Below are 18,479 nucleotides of genomic sequence, written 5' to 3' on the forward strand. Positions count from 1 at the left end.
CTTCTCTTTTCCTCGACCACCGACGCTTCTCGTGAAAGTCTTTCGCGGCCTGCCCAACGCCGAGAGTCGCGCGCCCTGCGCGTTGACCATCGGCAACTTCGACGGCGTGCACCGCGGGCACCAGTCTCTGCTGGCCCGCGCACGCGCGGCGGCCGACGCACGCGGGTTGCCGCTCACGGTGATGACGTTTGAGCCGCATCCGCGCGAGTTCTTTATGCCGGACCGTGCGCCCGCCCGCATTGCATTGCTGCGCGACAAGCTGGAAAGCCTGCGCCGCCAGGGTGTCGACCGCGTGGTCGTGGAGCATTTCAACGCGCATTTCGCCGGACAGACGCCGGAAGAATTCGTGCGCAACGTGCTGGTCGATGGCCTGCACACACGCTGGCTGCTGGTGGGCGATGACTTCCGCTTTGGCGCCAAGCGCGCGGGCGATTTCGCTTACCTGGAGGCCGCCGGCGCCCAGTTCGGCTTCGAGGTCGAGCAGATGGGCTCGGTCTCGGAATCCGGCATCCGCATCTCCAGCTCGGCCGTGCGCGAAGCGCTGGCTGCCGGTGATTTGGAACACGCGCGCCGCCTGCTCGGCCACGGTTACGCCATCAGCGGACACGTGGTGCACGGCCAGAAGCTCGGCCGCTCGCTGGGCTTCCCGACGCTGAATCTGCGCATTTCGCACCGCAAGCCGGCAGTGGCGGGCATCTTTGTCGTGCAAGTGCACGGACTGGCCGAGAAACCGCTGCCGGCTGTGGCCAGCATTGGCGTGCGCCCGACCGTGGACGACTCCGGCCGCGTGCTGCTGGAAGTGCACATCTTCGATTACCACGCCAGCGTCTACGGCAAACTGGTCCGCGTCGAATTCATGAAGAAGCTGCGCGACGAGGCCCGCTACGATTCGCTGGATGCGCTCAAGGATGCCATCGCGCAGGACTGCATCGGCGCGCGCAACTTCTTCGGTTTGCCGATTCCGCCGGCCGGCGAATCGCCCGCACTGCGGCGCGACTTTGCCACTTCGGCCACCGACCGAATTCAGTAGGCGGCTGACGCACTCGCCGCCCGAAGCTACGCCGCGCACGCGCCCTGCACTGTGGGCGCGCTGTCCTGATCCGATTTGCCCGTATCTGCCCCACATCACACCATGTCCGATTCCAAGAAGCCCACGCCGGAGAAGAGCAAGTACCCGGTCAACCTGCTGGACACCCCCTTCCCCATGCGCGGCGACTTGCCCAAGCGCGAGCCGCAATGGGTCAAGCAATGGCAGGACAAGCAGCTCTACAAGAAGATCCGCGCCGCGCGCAAGGGCGCGAAGAAATTCATCCTGCACGATGGCCCGCCGTACGCCAATGGCGACCTGCACATCGGCCATGCGGTCAACAAGATCCTCAAGGACATGGTGATCAAGTCGCGCGGCCTGACCGGGCTTGACGCGGTGTACGTGCCGGGCTGGGATTGCCACGGCATGCCGATCGAAATCCAGATCGAGAAGCAGTTCGGCAAGGGCTTGCCCGTCAAGGAAGTGCAAGAGAAGGCGCGTGCCTACGCCACCGGGCAGATCGCCCGCCAGAAGGTGGACTTCGAGCGCCTGGGCGTGCTGGGCGACTGGGCCGATCCGTACCTGACCATGAACTTCCGCAACGAAGCGGATGAGGTTCGCGCGCTGGGCAAGATCCTGGAAAAAGGCTACGTTTTCCGCGGCCTGAAGCCGGTCAACTGGTGCTTTGATTGCGGCTCGGCGCTGGCCGAAGCGGAAGTCGAATACGCGGACCGCACGGACCTGTCGATCGACGTCGGCTTCCCATTTGCCGATATCGACGCGCTGGCCAGCGCCTTTCACGTGGGCGCCGATGTGCTCAAGGCGAAGCCGGGCTGGATCGTGATCTGGACCACCACGCCGTGGACGATCCCGTCCAACCAGGCGCTGAACCTGCACCCGGAAATCGAATACGCGCTGGTTGACACGCCGCGCGGGCTCGTGATCGTTGCCAAGGAGCGCGTCGAAGCTTGCCTGCAGAGCTGGAAGCTCGAGGGCACCGTGCTGGCCACGTGTGAAGGCGCGGCGCTCAATGGCGTGCGCTTCCACCATCCGCTGGCCAAGATGGACGCCGGCTACGACCGCACCTCGCCCGTCTACCTGGGCGACTACGTAACCACGGATACTGGCACCGGCATCGTCCACTCCGCGCCCGCCTACGGCGTGGAAGACTTCCAGTCGTGCAAGGCGCACAACATGCCCGACGCCGACATCATCAACCCGGTGATGGGCAACGGCGTGTACGCAGCCACGCTGCCGCTGTTCGGCGGCCAGATGATCTGGGATGCCAACCCGAAGATCGTTGAAGTGCTGCGCGAATCGGGCAACCTGTTTGACGCCCACAAGTACGCGCACAGCTACATGCACTGCTGGCGCCACAAGACGCCGATCATCTACCGCGCCACCTCGCAGTGGTTCGCGGGGATGGACGTGCAGCCCAACGACGGCAACGCCACGCTGCGTGAGACTGCGCTGGCCGGCATCGATGCCACCGCGTTCTACCCGTCGTGGGGCAAGCAGCGCCTGCACAACATGATCGCCAACCGCCCGGACTGGACGCTCTCGCGCCAGCGCCAATGGGGCGTGCCGATGGCCTTCTTCGTGCACAAGGAAACCGGCGCACTGCACCCGCGCACGCCCGAGCTGCTGGAGCAGGTGGCCCAGCGCATTGAAAAGAGCGGCATCGAAGCGTGGCAGACACTCGACCCGCGCGAACTGCTCGGCGAGGGCGACGATGGGGCCGACATGTACGAGAAAAACCGCGACACGCTCGACGTGTGGTTTGACTCGGGCACGACGCACTGGCACGTCATCCGCGGCTCGCACGCGGCTGACCTGTACGACGCCTCGGCCGACCTGCCCGATGGTCGCCTGGCCGATCTGTATCTGGAAGGCTCCGATCAGCACCGCGGCTGGTTCCATTCGTCGCTGCTGACCGCCTCGATGCTGTACGGCAAGCCGCCTTACAAGGGCCTGCTCACGCACGGCTTCACGGTGGACGGAGAGGGCCGCAAGATGTCCAAGTCGATCGGCAACACGATCGCACCGCAGGAAATCGCCAACAAGATGGGCGCGGAGATCATCCGCCTGTGGGTGGCCTCAACCGACTACTCGGGCGAACTCGCCATCTCGGACGAGATCCTCAAGCGCGTGGTGGAGGGCTACCGCCGCATCCGCAACACGCTGCGCTTCCTGCTCGCCAACCTGACGGACTACGATCACGCCAAGCATGCCCTGCCGACCGAGCAATGGCTCGAAATCGACCGCTACGCCGTCGCGCTGACGGACGCGCTGCAGAAGGAAGTGCTGTCGCACTACGACGTGTACGAATTCCACCCGGTGGTCGCCAAGCTGCAGACGTTCTGCTCGGAAGACCTGGGCGGCTTCTACCTCGACGTGCTGAAGGATCGCCTGTACACCACGGCGCCCGATTCCGTGGCGCGCCGCTCGGCGCAGAACGCGCTGTACCACATCACCCAGGCGATGCTGCACTGGATGGCGCCGTTCCTGTCGTTCACGGCCGAAGAGGCGTGGCAGGTGTTCGCGCACGGCACGGAACACACCGACACCATCTTCACCAGCACCTACTACGACGCCCCGCTGCCGCAAGGCGCGAGCGCCCTGCTGGAAAAATGGGCCGCCATCCGCGACGTGCGCGGCGAAGTGACCAAGCAACTGGAAACGTTGCGCGTTGACGGCAAGATCGGCTCGTCGCTGCAGGCGGAAGTGACCGTGGCGGCGGGCGACACGGTGTACGACGCTCTGGCAACCCTCAACGACGATCTGCGCTTCGTGCTGATCACGTCGGCGGCCAAGCTCGAGCGCGCGCCGGAAGGCGGCGACCTGCTCATCAGCGTGGTGCCGTCCGCCCATGCCAAATGCGAGCGCTGCTGGCACTACCGCGCCGACGTCGGCCACGACGCGGCCCACCCGACCATTTGCAAGCGCTGCACCGACAACCTGTTCGGCGCCGGTGAACAACGGAGCGCTGCCTGATGGCCACTCGCAACAATGGCAAGAGCAAGTCGTCAGTCGGGTTGAAGAAAAGCGGTAGCGGCGGCGGTCATGGGCTGGGCCCGTGGCTCGGCCTGGCCGTCATCTGGATCCTGCTTGACCAGTTGACCAAGGTCGCCATCCTCAAGACCTTCACCTATGGCGAGTCGCGCCCCATCACCGGGTTCTTCAACCTGGTACTGGCCTACAACAAGGGCGCGGCGTTCTCATTCCTGGCGGCGGCGGGCGGCTGGCAGCGCTGGTTCTTCACGGCGCTGGGCGTGGCGGCGGCCCTGTTCATCATCTGGCTGCTCAAGCGGCACAGCGGGCAGAAGATGTTCTGCTTTGCGCTGGCGCTGATTCTTGGTGGTGCGCTGGGCAATGTGATCGACCGCGTGATCTACGGCCACGTGGTGGACTTTCTGGATTTCTACCTGCACAGCTACCACTGGCCCGCCTTCAACGTGGCGGACTGCGGCATCACGATCGGCGCGGTGCTGCTGATCATTGATGAGCTGCGGCGCGTGCGGCGCTGATCGTCCACTCAAATCCTCGCCCGGCGAAGCATGCCAGTCAGTTAAGCGCTGACTGGCATTTTTTTCGCCTGGGAATCATGGGCATGGGTTCAATCCGTCAATTTGTTTGCGCTCGCCACCGGGGCGCCTTGCCCGCAATCATGCTGACATCCTTTCCCACCACAGCGACAGGACGACATGCGGCGCAAGTATCTGCAGCTTTACGACAAATCTTCGGGGGGCGGAACCGTCATAGACGGGATGGAAGACGTTTTTAACGAAAACACTGCACTGACTTTCCTGGGAGCCACGGTGGTATGCCCAACTTGCAAGACCACCGGCACCATCGTTCCGAGAGGTCCACGATGGCCGAACGACTGGATGGGCAAGCAAATGGCGCTAGAGGACGATGTATGTATTTGCAAGTGCTCGCCCCCACCCGTCATGATCGCCTCGCAAGACAAGATGTTCGACGAGTTTCAAGTGCATGAATTGGCGGAAATGGGCTTTGGGCCAACTGGCTTGCCATTGCAGACCGCCAAGCAGACCCATGCACAACGCTACGATCGACGAGCGCAAATTGTTGATGAGGCCACTGGGCGGCCGCTGGCGCATGTTCGATACCGTCTGGTTGGTCAGACCGGCTCAATTGAAGGGCGCACCGACGAGCAAGGGATGACCGGCCTCTTGAGTGGTGCTACGTCAGAAACAGTCAGACTTGAAATCTTTGGAGATTGATTTCCATGCAACCAATCAAGACGGTCATGATGGAGTTGACGCCAGTCTCGGACACGGCCGCCATGAAAATCTCGCTGTTGAGGCCCAGAGGAACTCTGTATTGGGGTGGGGCCGGACTAGATGGTGGATACCTGCGCCCTCAAGTGGAGGCATTCAGGCAAGCCGGCCTCAAGCATTGTTTTGTCGGCTTGACCAATACTGGCACCGCTGACTATCCCGGTCTGACCGGCACCTTCATTGATGCGATCCGGTCTGGCCTGGTGGTTCGGTTCCAGGACGACGGTGAATGGACAATCTCAAGCGGCATGTCAGCGGAGGCCGGCCAGTTCAACCTGATCGGCTACAGCTATGGTTCCCTACTGGCGGCACAGACAGCATGGTCCTACGCCCGAAACGGGCACGCGATTGACCACCTGGTTCTGATCGGCTCTCCTATCGACGGTGACTTCCTTGCCAACCTCAAACGGCACAGGCTCATCCGCAAAGTCGTGGTGATTGATCTGCAGCAATATGGCGACCCGATCTATGCTGGCATGTCTGAGGCCGCGCTGTTGGCAAGCGCTCCCGTGCTGGCGAAGCAATTCGCCGCAGGCAAGGGTGAAGGGCACTTCTACTACGCACATGTGGTTAAGGACAGCCCCCAGCGATGGGCCGCGCTGGCAAAGCGAGTCGTTGGCGAGGGGCTGAAGTAATGATGCGAACCCGGCTGATTCGGGTAATGGATGTGCTCACGAGCCTGTTGGTGCTCGTCGGCGGGGCCTTCTTGATTCATGTGACCTTGTTTGCCGACATCACGCTGGACGCAGTAAGGACAGGGCGGCTCGTAGCAATCGGCGGAGCCGCCGTGTTTGCCGGCTTCCTCCTAGTGCTGGTGGAATTGCCTATCGCGGTGTTTGTGCTGTTCCGGCGCGCTGGCGCCAGGCTCCGAGTCTTCGCCTCAATGGCGGTCGGAATTGTGGTCTTCGTGGGGTGCTACGCGCTTGCAGACACTTGGCTTGTACACAAGCTGCCGCCAAAACAATCCACCTTATCAGCGCCCACCCGCTAGCACTGGCCCACGTACGTCTTTCGCTCGAACCCTCGCCCGCGAGGGTTTCGTTTTTCCTGCACGACGATCGGCCGGCCTCAGCCCCATACGCCAGCCACTCCCAAAGCGCCGACGTTGGACCGCTGACCTTCATTGATCGACCTCTGAGCATCATCGCCGGGGCTCTGAACCTCATCAATGGCCCCTCGACCCCCATGCATGCACCCAAAAGGGGCGCCTCCGGACCTTCGGGGCTCCACTGTTGCTGCTTTTTTCAGCACGAATGAACCTCGGAGAACCACCGCTGCTGCTTTTTTTATCAACGATGAGGCTCTGAGGTCCACCGATGCTGCTTTTTGCATCAACGCCGGTGCTTCGAGGTCCATCGTCGGTGGTGGGCACGTCGCCATCGGGGCTATGCGCCGCATCCGAACACGCCCGATGCCGAGCCGGTATCATCCCCACACTTCCCGTATCAACCGCATTCCCAGCGGACACCTATGGAACTGCAAGGCAAACATTTCGTCCTCGGCCTGACCGGCGGCATCGCGTGCTACAAGTCGGCCGAACTGGTGCGGCTGCTGACCAAGGCTGGCGCGACCGTGCAGGTGGTGATGACCGACGCCGCCACGCACTTCATCACGCCGGTGACGATGCAGGCGCTTTCCGGCCGCCCGGTCTTCACGTCGGAATGGGACAACCGCATCGGCAACAACATGCCGCACATCGACCTCTCGCGCGAGGCGGATGCCATCGTCATTGCCCCGGCTTCGACAGATTTCCTCGCCAAGCTCGCGCATGGCATGGCCGACGATCTGCTCTCCACGCTGTGCATCGCGCGCGACTGCCCGCTGCTCGTGGCCCCGGCCATGAACCGGCAGATGTGGGCCGCACCCGCCACGCAGCGCAATGCCGCCCAATTGCGCGCCGACGACGTCACCCTGCTCGGCCCCGACGCCGGCGATCAGGCGTGCGGCGAAGTCGGTGACGGCCGCATGCTGGAGCCCGAAGACATCGTCGAGCAGCTCGTTGGGTTCTTTCAGCCCAAGCTGCTGCGCGGCCACCGCGTGCTGCTGACGGCGGGGCCGACCTTCGAGCCGATCGACCCCGTACGCGGTATCACCAATCTTTCCAGCGGCAAGATGGGTTTTGCGCTGGCGCGCGCCGCATCGCAAGCCGGCGCAGAAGTCACACTCGTCGCCGGACCGTGCTACCAGGACACGCCCGCTGGCGTGCTGCGCATCGACGTGCAGACCGCCCAGCAGATGCACGATGCCGTCATGCGCGAGCTGGATAGCGCCAAGAATGACATCTTCATCGCCGTGGCCGCCGTGGCCGACTGGCGCGTCGCACAAGCGGCCGACCACAAGCTCAAGAAGCAGAACGACACCGACGTACCGGCGCTGACGTTTACGCAAAATCCTGACATCCTCGCCGCTGTTGCGCGCCGCGCCAATGCACCGTTCTGCGTCGGCTTTGCAGCCGAGACCGAGCGCCTGGAGGAATTTGGCGAGGCCAAGCGCCAGAAGAAAGGCATTCCGCTGCTGGTCGGCAACCTCGGCCACCAGACTTTCGGCCGCGACGACAACGAAGTCGCGCTGTTCGACGCCAGCGGCATCACCCGCCTGCCGCGCGCCGACAAGCTGACGCTGGCGCGCCAGATCGTCGCCGCCATCGCAGACCGCGTGCACGGAGCGCAGCCATGAGCACATCGATCCGCCTGTCTGTGCTCGACCAAAGTCCTGTCATCTACGGGCACAGCGCGCGCGACGCCATCGCCGCAACGGTCGACCTTGCGCAACTGACTGACGCGCTCGGCTACACGCGCTACTGGTGCGCCGAGCACCACGGCCTGCGCGGCGTCAGCAACCCGGCGCCGGAGGTGATGATCGCCCGCGTGGCGAGCGCCACAAAGCACCTGCGCGTGGGCTCAGGCGGCGTGATGCTGCCCTACTACAGCCCGTTCAAGCTGGCCGAGCAATTCCGATTGCTGGAAGCGCTGTTCCCGAACCGCATCGACCTGGGCGTCGGCCGCGCCCCCGGTGGCGACATGCGCACCGCGCAGGCGGTGGCCATGGGCGACTACAACCGCGGCGACATCTTCCCGCAGCAGGTGCAGGAACTGATCTGGCACCTGACGGGCACGCTGCCGCCGGATCACCCCGCCTACGGCGTCATCCTGCAGCCCGAGATCGACACCCAACCTGAACTGTGGGTGCTCGGCTCCAGCGATTTTGGTGGCGCGTTGGCCGCGCGCCTCGGTATCCGTTTCGCGTTTGCGCACTTCATCAATCCGCACGTCGGGCACATCGTCGCGCAGCAGTACCGCACGGATTTCGAACCCGGCTACGACGCACGGCCGTACAGCGCTGCCGCCGTCTTCGTGATCGCGGCAGACACCGAGGCCGAGGCGCGCCGCTACGAAGCTGCGATTGACTTGCGCCGCGTGCAGATGGCGATTGGCGCCAACGGCCCGATCCCGACCGTCGAACAAGGCGAAGCGCATGTCTACACCGAGCGCGAGCAGGCCATCGTCATGCGCGAGCGGCCGCGCAGCATCATCGGCACGCCGGAGTCGATTGCTGACCAGATGCACGCGCTCAAAGAACGCTTCGTCGCCGACGAGCTGATCGTACTGACCGTCGCCCCCAGCTACAAAGCCCGCCTGCGCTCGTACGAGCTGCTGGCGGAGGCGTTTGCGCTACCATCTCCGGCTTCTGCCACCTCAGCCAACCCATCTTCGGCCTGCCCCGCATGAAACTCGATGTCAAGATCCTCGACGCCCGCCTGCACGAGCAGCGTCCGCAGTACGCCACCACCGGCAGCGCCGGGCTGGACCTGCGCGCCTGCATCGACGCCCCGCTCACCATCGAGCCCGGCACCACGCACCTGATCCCGACCGGCATGGCCATCCACTTGGCCGATCCGGGTTATGCCGCGCTGATCCTGCCGCGCTCGGGTATGGGCCACAAGCACGGCATCGTGCTCGGCAACCTCGTCGGCCTGATCGATTCCGACTACCAGGGCCAGCTCATGGTCAGCACGTGGAATCGCGGCAACACAGCGTTCGTGCTCAACCCGATGGAACGCCTCGCACAGCTCGTGATCGTGCCCGTGGTACAGGCCGAGCTGAACATCGTGGACGACTTTGCAGAGAGCGAGCGTGGCGCTGGCGGTTTTGGCAGCACTGGGCGCCACTAAGCGGCGTCCGCGCACATAAAAAAACGGCCCGGGGTTTCCGGGCCGTTTTCTTTGGCAGCGACCTGAACTTCAGGCTTCCGCTTCTTCCTGCGCGGGTGCCGGCGGCGCCTCGTTCTCGGAGAACTCGAGCTTCACCGCCTCAGCGTCGTCCAGGTCCACCACCACCTTGCCGCCGTTGGTCAGCTTGCCGAACAACAGTTCGTCCGCCAGCGCCTTGCGGATCATGTCCTGGATCAGGCGCTGCATCGGGCGCGCGCCCATCAGCGGGTCGAAGCCCTTCTTCGCCAGGAAGCGACGCAGCTTCTCGGTGAAGATGGCGTCCACCTTCTTCTCGTGCAGTTGCTCTTCCAACTGCATGAGGAACTTGTCGACCACGCGCATGATGATGTCTTCATCCAGCGAGCGGAAGCTGATGGTCGCATCCAGACGATTGCGGAACTCCGGCGTGAACATGCGCTTGATGTCGGCCATCTCGTCGCCCTGTTCGCGCGTCGTGGTGAAGCCGATGGTCGCCTTGTTCATCGTCTCGGCGCCCGCGTTGGTCGTCATGATGATGATCACGTTGCGGAAATCCGCCTTGCGGCCGTTGTTGTCGGTCAGCGCGCCGTGGTCCATCACCTGCAGCAGGATGTTGAAGATGTCCGGGTGCGCCTTTTCAATCTCATCGAGCAGCAGCACGCAGTGCGGCTTCTTGGTGACGGCTTCCGTCAGCAGACCGCCCTGGTCAAAGCCCACATAGCCCGGCGGCGCGCCAATGAGCCGGCTCACGGCATGGCGCTCCATGTACTCCGACATGTCGAAGCGGATCAGCTCGATGCCGAGAATGAACGCCAACTGCTTGGCAACTTCCGTCTTGCCCACACCCGTCGGGCCGCTGAACAGGAACGAGCCGATCGGCTTGTCCGTCTTGCCCAACCCGGCACGCGACATCTTGATGGCCGAGGCCAGTGCGTCGATAGCCGGGTCTTGCCCGAACACGACCGACTTCAAATCGCGCTCCAGCGTCTGCAGCTTGCTGCGGTCATCCTGTGACACGCTTTGCGGCGGGACACGGGCGATGCGCGAGACGATGTCTTCAATCTCGGCCTTGCCGATGGTCTTCTTCTGCTTCGACTTCGGCAGGATGCGTTGCGCCGCACCGGCCTCGTCGATCACGTCGATGGCCTTGTCCGGCAGGTGGCGATCCGTGATGAAGCGGGCCGACAGCTCTGCCGCAGCGGTGAGTGCCGACGATGCGTACTTCACACCGTGGTGCTCTTCAAAGCGCGACTTCAGCCCACGCAGAATCTGCACGGTCTGGTCAACCGTCGGCTCCACCACGTCAATCTTCTGGAAGCGCCGCGACAGCGCCGCGTCCTTCTCGAAGATGCCGCGATATTCGGTGAACGTGGTCGCGCCAATGCACTTGAGCGCACCTGAGGACAACGCCGGCTTGAGCAGGTTGCTGGCGTCCAGCGTGCCACCCGAAGCGGCGCCCGCGCCAATCAATGTGTGAATCTCGTCGATGAACAGGATCGCGTTCGGGTTGTCCTTGAGCGACTTCAGCACGCCCTTCAGGCGCTGCTCAAAGTCCCCGCGGTACTTGGTGCCGGCCAGCAGCGCGCCCATGTCGAGCGAATAGACGACGGACTTGGACAGGATGTCCGGCACCTCGCCCTTGGTGATGCGCCATGCCAAACCTTCGGCGATGGCCGTCTTGCCGACGCCCGCCTCGCCCACCAGCAGCGGGTTGTTCTTGCGGCGGCGGCACAGCACCTGCACCACGCGCTCGACTTCCTGCTCGCGGCCGATCAGCGGATCAATCTTGCCGGCCTTGGCCAGCGCGTTCAGGTTCTGGGTGAACTGCTCCAGCGGGCTTTCCTTGCCGTCGCCGCCTTCGCCTTCGGGGTTGCCTTCGCCTTGCTTGGCGGGCTCAGCCTGGTCCTTGCGGATGCCGTGACTGATGAAGTTGACGACGTCCAGCCGGGTCACGCCCTGTTGCTGGAGGTAGTACACCGCGTGGGAATCCTTCTCGCCGAAGATGGCGACCAGTACGTTCGCGCCCGTCACCTCTTTCTTGCCGTTGGAGGTGGACTGCACGTGCATGATGGCGCGCTGGATCACGCGCTGGAAACCCAGCGTCGGCTGTGTATCCACCTCGTCCGTGCCGGGCACGACCGGGGTGTTGTCGGCGATGAAGTTCTTCAGGTGCGTGCGAAGGTCTTCAATGTTGGCGGCGCATGCGCGCAGCACTTCCGCGGCCGTCGGGTTGTCCAGCAGCGCAAGCAGCAGATGCTCCACCGTAATGAATTCGTGGCGAGCCTGGCGGGCTTCAACAAACGCCATGTGCAGGCTGACTTCCAGTTCTTGCGCGATCATGCTTCCTCCATCACGCACTGCAGCGGATGACCCGCCTGCCGTGCATGCGTTGACACTAATTCCACTTTCGTCGCGGCGATATCCCGGGTATAGAGACCGCACACGCCCTTACCTTCCCGATGCACCGTCAGCATGATTTGTGTCGCTGTCTCCCGGTCTTTGCTGAAGTATTGCTGAAGAATCATCACGACGAATTCCATCGGGGTGTAGTCGTCGTTGAGCAGCAGCACCTTGTACATCGCGGGCGGTTTGAGCGCTTGCTCTTTCCGCTCCAGTACGGTGCCTGCATCGTGTTGTGGAGTGGTCGCTTGCCGGATTGCCATGGTCTTATTCTAACCACTCCTTTCGAGTTCGCAATTTGGGGAAATAACACCGACTTCAAGGTCTACAAACGGTTTGGCCCACGCCGCGTGCGTCTGCCAGCCCCCGGGGGGCGCACGGTTTTACCCGCTGCACGCTGGCGGGAAACTGCGCAAGCTCTGGGCCTGACATGCCAATCGTTTTCTCTACGTGAGGGCGATTAGTCGAATTTCGAGCAAATCCTCTTCAAAAACTGACCGTTTTTTGCCACAGACCCACCCTTTGTGGCCTTGACAGCTTCTTGCAATCCTCGAACAATCGAATTCAACATGTGCGCCCTACTGCCCCGCAAACCGTTGGCAGCGAGCCGCATGAATGGTGAGCCCGGGAGGCCTCACACCAGTCGACTACAGATCGACAACCGCTTCAGGCTGTGGTGTTTGCCACAAGAAGACCGATCGCTTGCGGCGCGGTTCCACCCGCGCCATTCGTCGTGCCCTGGGGCCGACGGCCGGGCGATGACTGCGCGGTACCGTTCTGCACTGCCCCGACAGGCATACCCTCCCGGCTCGGACTTGTGTTTTAACGGAGGGGTTTTCATGGCACTCGGTACGGTCAAATGGTTTAACGACGCCAAGGGTTTCGGTTTCATCTCGCCTGATGAAGGCGGCGAAGAGCTGTTCGCGCATTTCTCGGCCATTCAGATGGCTGGTTTCAAGACGCTCAAGGAAAATCAGCGCGTCTCGTTCGAAGTGACGCAAGGCCCGAAGGGCAAGCAGGCTACCAACATCCAGGCTGCCTGATTGGCGTTGCGCGGCACCCCGCCTAAAGGCGATGGTGTCCAAATGCAAAAAACCCGGCGACATGCCGGGTTTTTTGTTGCCGGGGCGCAGGACAATGGCGGGTATATCTCACCGCGCGCAACACGTCATTTCGGCGAGTTGTGCACTACGGTGTGCATGATGCCCGTGTCATTTCAAGGAGCTCCCTGCATGAAACCCCACCTGACCCGCATCGCCGCCATGGCAACACTGCTGATCGCCGCGCTGCTTCCCGCCGCCACCCACGCGCAACTCGGCGACCTTATCAAGGGCGCCACGCAAGGCAACAACAGCCAAGGCGCCGCGGGTGGCCTAGGCAGCATCGGCAGCCTGGGCGGTGTACCGTCGCTCGGCGCATTGGCGTCGGGCAACACCGGCAATGTGGCTGGCGTGCTGGAGTTCTGCATGAAGAACAACTACCTGGGCGGCGCCACCGATGCGGCATCGGTCAAGGACAAGCTGCTCGGCAAACTGGGCGGCGCGCCGGGATCCAACCCCGGTTACACCGACGGCACAAAGGGCCTCCTGACAAGTTCGGATGGCAACCAATTCGACCTGAGCAACCTCAAGTCGCAGATCACCAAGCAGGCTTGCGACAAAATTCTGTCTCAAGGCAAATCACTGCTTTAAGCCGCAGCGCAGGCGAGCGCGCACTACACTGCAATATCGGCTGACCGCTCGCCTGCCATTCAAGGAACCCCATGCTGGAAACCGCCGCGCTGGCCGCCGGGTTGTCCTGGACCAGCGGATTCCGTCTGTACCTGGCCGTATTTGCTGCCGGTGTGCTTGGGCGCACCGGGTGGCTGCACTTGCCGCCCGGCTTGCAGATGCTGGAATCGTGGTGGGTGATCGGCCTGGCTGGCGTGCTGGCCGTGGCGGAATTCCTTGCCGACAAGATCCCCGGTTTCGATTCCGTGTGGGATGGCATCCAGACCTTCATCCGCGTGCCTGCAGGGGCGATTCTGGCGGCGGCCGCATTCGGGCAGCTTGATCCGCAATGGGTGGTGGCGGCGGGCTTGATTGGCGGCACGCTGGCGGGCACAGCACATGCCACCAAGGCGGGCACGCGGGCGCTGATCAACACGTCGCCCGAGCCATTCTCGAACTGGGTAGCGTCGTTCAGTGAAGACGTGGCCGCCAGCGGCGGCTTGCTGATGGCGTTTTTCCTGCCGATTGCGTTTCTGGTGGTGCTGGCGCTGCTGCTCTTGGTATCAGTGTGGCTGCTGCCCAAGCTGTGGCGCGGCGTGCGGCGGCTGCGCGACGCACTGCGTGGGCGCTCGCCTGAGCCACCGCCTGCCGGCACAACCCGGCTGCCGCGCTAAGACGCTATCCGAAGGCACGCAACAGCCCGAACAGCAGAAAGCCGGCGCGGCTCATAACGCGCTCAGCATTCCTCGCGCTCGCGGCGCTCCACTAGATGTGGAGCAGGCATCGATTTTCCAGCTTGCCTGTGCTCGCCCGCCCCTTAGGTTTGAGAACGCGAACCCGCCAAGACTGCGAGCACCCGCAGAGTCGGTCGCAGCTTCAAATAAAAAAACCCCGGCCAGCCGAAGCTGCCGGGGTTTTTCGCATCCATCACGGCCGAAGCCGCGAGCGACGTGCTTACTCGATCATTCTGTGTAAATTTCCCGCGAACCCAATCACAGAAAGGCACGCCAAAGTACAGACTTCGATTTACCCTCCGATTTACACTCACTAGCGAGCGGCTATCCCACTTATCCACAGGCAGCCTGCCACAGCGCATGATCGAATTGCCGGTGCAGCGGGCGGTGGGTGCGTCCTAGCAAAGAACTCTCGCAGCGGCCTGCTGCGGATACGTGGCGCTGTGCTCATCGGATCTGTTTCACTTCTTGGACCGACACAGTCATGCCATTCACGTAGAGGACGTCGGTGGCGTAATCGCAGAACGAATCCTTCAGGACGGTGATGCGAGAGTACGGCATGAAAAATGAAAAGCTTTTCAGCATGATCGCGCCGGATATGGCCCCTTCAAGAAGGAGGGTATGGTCATCCAGCACGCGGAAGCTAGTAGAACTCTTGGCGCCGTAGACACAATCTGCGGAAGCTGGCGTGGCGAGCGCGAGTACAAGCAACGCGACAGGAATAGCTTTCATGGCAGTCTCCTCATTGCTTACATGCAATGACCATGGACCGGCTGATTGTTGTACCCCCCGACGCGAAGCCACCAGATGGGTTCGCTGCGGCGGTCATGAGAGCGCCAGTGTCCGCGCTACTGGAGATGATCCGGTAGCCCCTGGTCTGGCAAATTTCGCCCGCCTTCTCCAAGCACATTCCCCAGGTGCGTGCCAACCCAGAACAGTTCAGGTTATAGGCCACCTCGCCGTCCGGCCCGAAGGTCTGTGACGATGAGGCACACGCCGACAAAGCAGCACAGGCCACCAAAGCAATCCAACGCATATTCCCACCCTCATGGTCGAGCAACAAGCCAACAATCGCGCGCAGCAGTGATACCGTTCATATCCAGCCCACGCGACTTTGCCAGCTTGGTTGATAGTACACGCGACCAATATTGCAAGATCGTAGCGACCGTATCTGACTACAGAAACTTGGACGCCTCTGCGTGCCTCAGCAGGCGTGCAATTTGCTCGTACAGAACGCCGTCCTTGACATCCTCGATCCGGCATAGCTCGTCAATCAGCCGCTCGCGGGTCCGCTCCTGCATGCGCTTGCCAGAGTGCAGCCGTGCCTCAATCTTGGTTTGCTTGCGCCACAGCCGCCCTATGGCATCCTCGCACTGACTCGGGTACGTCATATGGAAGCACGTCCGGCAGGCCACTTGCCGCACGAGGTATAGCAGCGCCCTCCGCTTGTGGCAGTACGGGCAGACGAACCAGGGACGCCCGCCGCCGTAGTTGCATCGCGTGGTGACGATGCCGATGCGCTGTTCCACGTCCTCGCCGTTTGTCGTGTATGAGACCGTTAGCCCGCCGTGATCGGTGCGCACGTCAATGCTCGCCGTTACCTTGCCCGTGTCGCCTTTCCACTGCCAGCCGTAGGCCAGCCCTGCCCGTAACAGGTTGTCCCGATGCAGCCGTCGCACGTCGATGCTTCGGCATTGCGTCGTCTTTGGCTTCCACGCCGGTCTACCGGCTCCCCATCTCATGCCGCCGCGCATACGATCCTCACAGAATACGAAATCATCAGAATGAGCAAACCCTCGATTTGTCCACAAAAATCCCTCAAATCCGCTTGGGCATTGCTTTTGCTGGCTTTGATCGCTCTCTTCTGTTCAATGCGCCTGATGATCCAGCACGCCGGAAATTTAATTGCATGGGGTCCGTTCCGAGACCGCCCGCACCCCGCTCCTGCCTTTTTTCCCCACAACACTCGAACGCTTTTCAGTGGGGGGTAACTGGCAACATTCATTGTTTCCGTGTCGCGGAACAGTCGAATCCCCCAAAATGTCCGTTTTCGTTCCTCCACACGGAACGGTAAGCGCCTCTCCTGTTCCTTCACACGGAACTGGTCTATTCCGTGTCGAGGAGTAAGCGTGGCCTGATGGCCGTCTTGCTTTAGCATGCGATCTTCTGACACGAGGATCGACAGCATGCCGCTGGAGCCGCTTTACGTTACGAACCGGGTCGTTGCCATCATCCTGCCCAAGGCGCCGTTCGTCGAATGGATCAACGCGACCGATCCCACTCCAGCCAATGCCACCGTCACGTTCGAGGATGCGCGCGAGGAACCATCCGCGTTCCTGATTCCCACGGATGGCACTGATGACCCCGACCAGCCGGGCAAGCGCTGGATTCAGCGGAACTGGAAGGTCATTTTCGAGCAGTTGCTGGAGGACTGGTATATCGATCCAGATCTATGGCCGCGCAACCGGACGCTCAAGATGTTCCGGGAGTGGTGCGAGGTTTGCATCCACACCATTGTTCTGGACTACGCCGACACACCGCTCGAGTACGACGACTGATCCAGATGCCACGGTAGGAGTTCGTCGATCCGGTTGATTGAATGATCCGCGATGTGTGCCAGCACATGGCGCAGATATGCTTCGGGATCGATGTCATTGAGCTTGGCCGTGCCGATCAGACTGTAGATGGCGGCTGCACGCTCGCCACCCGAGTCTGCTCCAGCGAACAGGTAATTCCGCCGTCCGATGGCCACGCCGCGCAGCGCGCGCTCGACTGGCAGGTTGTCGATCTCCAGGTGCCCATCGTCGCAATAGCGCGTAAGTGCCTCCCATCGGTTCAGGGCATAGAGGATCGCCCGGCTCGTGTCGGATTTGCGCGAGAGTGTTTCCAGCGTGGCGCTCAGCCACGCGTGGAGTTGATCGAGCAAGGGCCTGGCGTGCGTTTGCCGGTACGCTCGCCGCTCATCGGGCGGTTTCCCCCGGATCGCTTCTTCAACCTTGTACAGCGCGCCGATGCGTTCCAGCGCTCCGGTATTCAAGGCATTCGGCCGTGCAGCATGCAATTCGTAGAACTGCCGTCGGGCATGGGCCCAGCAAGCGGCTTCGGTCACTCGTCCGGTCTCGTAGATGGCCTGGTAACCACCATAGGCATCGGCTTGCAGCGTGCCGTTGAACGATTCGAGGTGCCGCTGCGGCTGGATGCCCTTGCGGTCCGGCGTATAGGTGAACCAGACGGCTGGCGGCGTCATGTCGCCAGAGTTCCGGTCGTCGCGCACGTAGACCCACAGCCGACCGGTTTTCGTCTTGCCGTTGCCCGGTGCGAGCACTGGCACTGGCGTATCGTCGGCATGCAGCTTCGTTGCCGCCATCACGTGCCGGCGTAACGCGTCGACCAGCGGCTGCAGCAGGTTCGCGCTGTGGCCAACCCATTTCGCCAGCAGAGAGCGATCCAGCTCAACGCCCTCGCGCGCATAGATCGCCGACTGGCGATACAGCGGCAGATGGTCCGCGAACTTCGAGACGAGCACATGCGCCAGCAAGCCCGGACCAGCCAGGCCACGCTCGATGGGGCGGCTCGGCGCAGCGGCTTGTGCGATGTGGTCGCAGCACGTGCACGCCAGTTTGGGACGCACATGGCGAATCACGCGGAAGCTCGCCGGTACATATTCAAGCTGTTCGGAGACGTCTTCACCGAGCTGCTTCATGAAGCAGCCGCACGCCGCGCAGGTTTCCCCCGATTCCGGCCAGTGAGTCAGGATCTCGCGGGGCAGATGCTCGGGGAGTGGTTTGCGTGGCGCCTGTTCCGGCGCCGTGCGTGGCGTCTTTGGAACCTCGATAGGCGCTGCGCCTTCGTCAGCCTCGAGCTCTTCCAGTCGCAACTCGAGCTGTTCGATCTGGTGGTCGAGCTTCTCGGAGCTGCGGCCGAACTGCATGCGGCGCAGCTTCGCGATCAGCAGTTTCAGGTGCTCGATCTCGGCCTTGGCTGTAGCGTTTGCCGCCTTGTGCGATTCGACCACGTCTTCCAGATGCCCGATGCGCGCATCGCGCTCAAGCAGCAAGGCCTTGAGCGCTTCGATGTCATCTGGATACGAGTTTGCCGCAGTCATGGCGGCAGTTTACG

Annotated in this window: 18 protein-coding genes; 13 read left to right on the plus strand and 5 right to left on the minus strand. The window is 62.6% G+C overall.

Going from position 1 to position 18,479, the window contains the following annotated elements:
- Positions 1 to 31 precede the first annotated feature (31 nt).
- From PSUB009319_RS07670 to dut, 9 genes are all read left to right on the plus strand, one after another.
- Positions 32 to 1,030, plus strand: coding sequence for a bifunctional riboflavin kinase/FAD synthetase (locus tag PSUB009319_RS07670; protein WP_124381627.1), 999 nt, complete (start codon positions 32 to 34; stop codon positions 1,028 to 1,030).
- A gap of 102 nt (positions 1,031 to 1,132) precedes the next feature.
- Positions 1,133 to 4,021, plus strand: a complete 2,889-nt coding sequence (gene ileS / locus PSUB009319_RS07675; RefSeq protein ID WP_124381628.1) for an isoleucine--tRNA ligase — start codon at positions 1,133 to 1,135, stop codon at positions 4,019 to 4,021.
- Positions 4,021 to 4,554: a signal peptidase II gene (lspA, locus tag PSUB009319_RS07680; RefSeq protein ID WP_124381629.1), complete on the plus strand. Its 534-nt coding sequence runs from the start codon at positions 4,021 to 4,023 to the stop codon at positions 4,552 to 4,554. Before ileS ends, lspA begins: the two co-directional genes overlap by 1 nt.
- Positions 4,555 to 4,731: 177 nt before the next feature.
- Positions 4,732 to 5,271 (plus strand): PAAR domain-containing protein, encoded by a 540-nt coding sequence (locus PSUB009319_RS07685; protein WP_124381630.1) that lies wholly within the window; start codon positions 4,732 to 4,734, stop codon positions 5,269 to 5,271.
- A gap of 5 nt (positions 5,272 to 5,276) precedes the next feature.
- A complete protein-coding gene (locus PSUB009319_RS07690; RefSeq protein WP_124381631.1) occupies positions 5,277 to 5,963 on the plus strand; it encodes a thioesterase domain-containing protein in 687 nt (228 codons plus the stop codon).
- Positions 5,964 to 5,989: 26 nt separating this feature from the next.
- Entirely contained in the window at positions 5,990 to 6,319 is a 330-nt protein-coding gene (locus tag PSUB009319_RS07695) for a hypothetical protein (protein ID WP_260392905.1), read from the plus strand.
- A gap of 479 nt (positions 6,320 to 6,798) precedes the next feature.
- On the plus strand, positions 6,799 to 8,004 hold the full coding sequence (gene coaBC, locus PSUB009319_RS07700; protein ID WP_124381633.1) for a bifunctional phosphopantothenoylcysteine decarboxylase/phosphopantothenate--cysteine ligase CoaBC: 1,206 nt from the start codon (positions 6,799 to 6,801) through the stop codon (positions 8,002 to 8,004).
- Entirely contained in the window at positions 8,001 to 9,056 is a 1,056-nt protein-coding gene (locus PSUB009319_RS07705; RefSeq protein WP_124381634.1) for an LLM class flavin-dependent oxidoreductase, read from the plus strand. Before coaBC ends, PSUB009319_RS07705 begins: the two co-directional genes overlap by 4 nt.
- On the plus strand, positions 9,053 to 9,499 hold the full coding sequence (gene dut / locus PSUB009319_RS07710) for a dUTP diphosphatase (RefSeq protein ID WP_124381635.1): 447 nt from the start codon (positions 9,053 to 9,055) through the stop codon (positions 9,497 to 9,499). Before PSUB009319_RS07705 ends, dut begins: the two co-directional genes overlap by 4 nt.
- A gap of 69 nt (positions 9,500 to 9,568) precedes the next feature.
- Here the strand turns inward: dut and clpA are convergent, their stop codons facing one another.
- Together clpA and clpS are read right to left on the minus strand one after the other, a co-directional pair.
- Positions 9,569 to 11,857, minus strand: coding sequence for an ATP-dependent Clp protease ATP-binding subunit ClpA (gene clpA / locus PSUB009319_RS07715; protein WP_124381636.1), 2,289 nt, complete (start codon positions 11,855 to 11,857; stop codon positions 9,569 to 9,571).
- Entirely contained in the window at positions 11,854 to 12,180 is a 327-nt protein-coding gene (clpS, locus tag PSUB009319_RS07720) for an ATP-dependent Clp protease adapter ClpS (RefSeq protein ID WP_004631954.1), read from the minus strand. Before clpS ends, clpA begins: the two co-directional genes overlap by 4 nt.
- Positions 12,181 to 12,756: 576 nt before the next feature.
- On the opposite strand from clpS, the gene PSUB009319_RS07725 reads away from it, so the two are divergent.
- From PSUB009319_RS07725 to PSUB009319_RS07735, 3 genes are all read left to right on the plus strand, one after another.
- The gene (locus PSUB009319_RS07725; protein ID WP_004631953.1) at positions 12,757 to 12,960 is read left to right on the plus strand and encodes a cold-shock protein; all 204 of its coding nucleotides are present in this window, start codon (positions 12,757 to 12,759) and stop codon (positions 12,958 to 12,960) included.
- A gap of 189 nt (positions 12,961 to 13,149) precedes the next feature.
- Positions 13,150 to 13,608, plus strand: a complete 459-nt coding sequence (locus PSUB009319_RS07730; RefSeq protein WP_124381637.1) for a DUF2501 domain-containing protein — start codon at positions 13,150 to 13,152, stop codon at positions 13,606 to 13,608.
- Positions 13,609 to 13,679: 71 nt separating this feature from the next.
- The gene (locus PSUB009319_RS07735; protein WP_124381638.1) at positions 13,680 to 14,300 is read left to right on the plus strand and encodes a DUF4126 domain-containing protein; all 621 of its coding nucleotides are present in this window, start codon (positions 13,680 to 13,682) and stop codon (positions 14,298 to 14,300) included.
- A 507-nt stretch (positions 14,301 to 14,807) separates the two neighbouring features.
- Here the strand turns inward: PSUB009319_RS07735 and PSUB009319_RS07740 are convergent.
- Both PSUB009319_RS07740 and PSUB009319_RS07750 read right to left on the minus strand, forming a co-directional pair.
- Positions 14,808 to 15,092, minus strand: a complete 285-nt coding sequence (locus PSUB009319_RS07740; RefSeq protein WP_124381639.1) for a hypothetical protein — start codon at positions 15,090 to 15,092, stop codon at positions 14,808 to 14,810.
- A 443-nt stretch (positions 15,093 to 15,535) separates the two neighbouring features.
- The gene (locus tag PSUB009319_RS07750) at positions 15,536 to 16,039 is read right to left on the minus strand and encodes a hypothetical protein (protein WP_124381641.1); all 504 of its coding nucleotides are present in this window, start codon (positions 16,037 to 16,039) and stop codon (positions 15,536 to 15,538) included.
- 507 nt (positions 16,040 to 16,546) lie between these two features.
- Here PSUB009319_RS07750 and PSUB009319_RS07755 point away from each other — a divergent pair.
- The gene (locus PSUB009319_RS07755; RefSeq protein WP_124381642.1) at positions 16,547 to 16,918 is read left to right on the plus strand and encodes a hypothetical protein; all 372 of its coding nucleotides are present in this window, start codon (positions 16,547 to 16,549) and stop codon (positions 16,916 to 16,918) included.
- Here PSUB009319_RS07755 and PSUB009319_RS07760 read toward each other — a convergent pair.
- The gene (locus PSUB009319_RS07760) at positions 16,885 to 18,465 is read right to left on the minus strand and encodes an IS66 family transposase (RefSeq protein WP_124381643.1); all 1,581 of its coding nucleotides are present in this window, start codon (positions 18,463 to 18,465) and stop codon (positions 16,885 to 16,887) included. The genes PSUB009319_RS07755 and PSUB009319_RS07760 overlap by 34 nt on opposite strands.
- Positions 18,466 to 18,479 lie beyond the last annotated feature (14 nt).

It is taken from the genome of Ralstonia sp. SET104, assembly GCF_003851545.1.
Classification (GTDB): domain Bacteria; phylum Pseudomonadota; class Gammaproteobacteria; order Burkholderiales; family Burkholderiaceae; genus Ralstonia.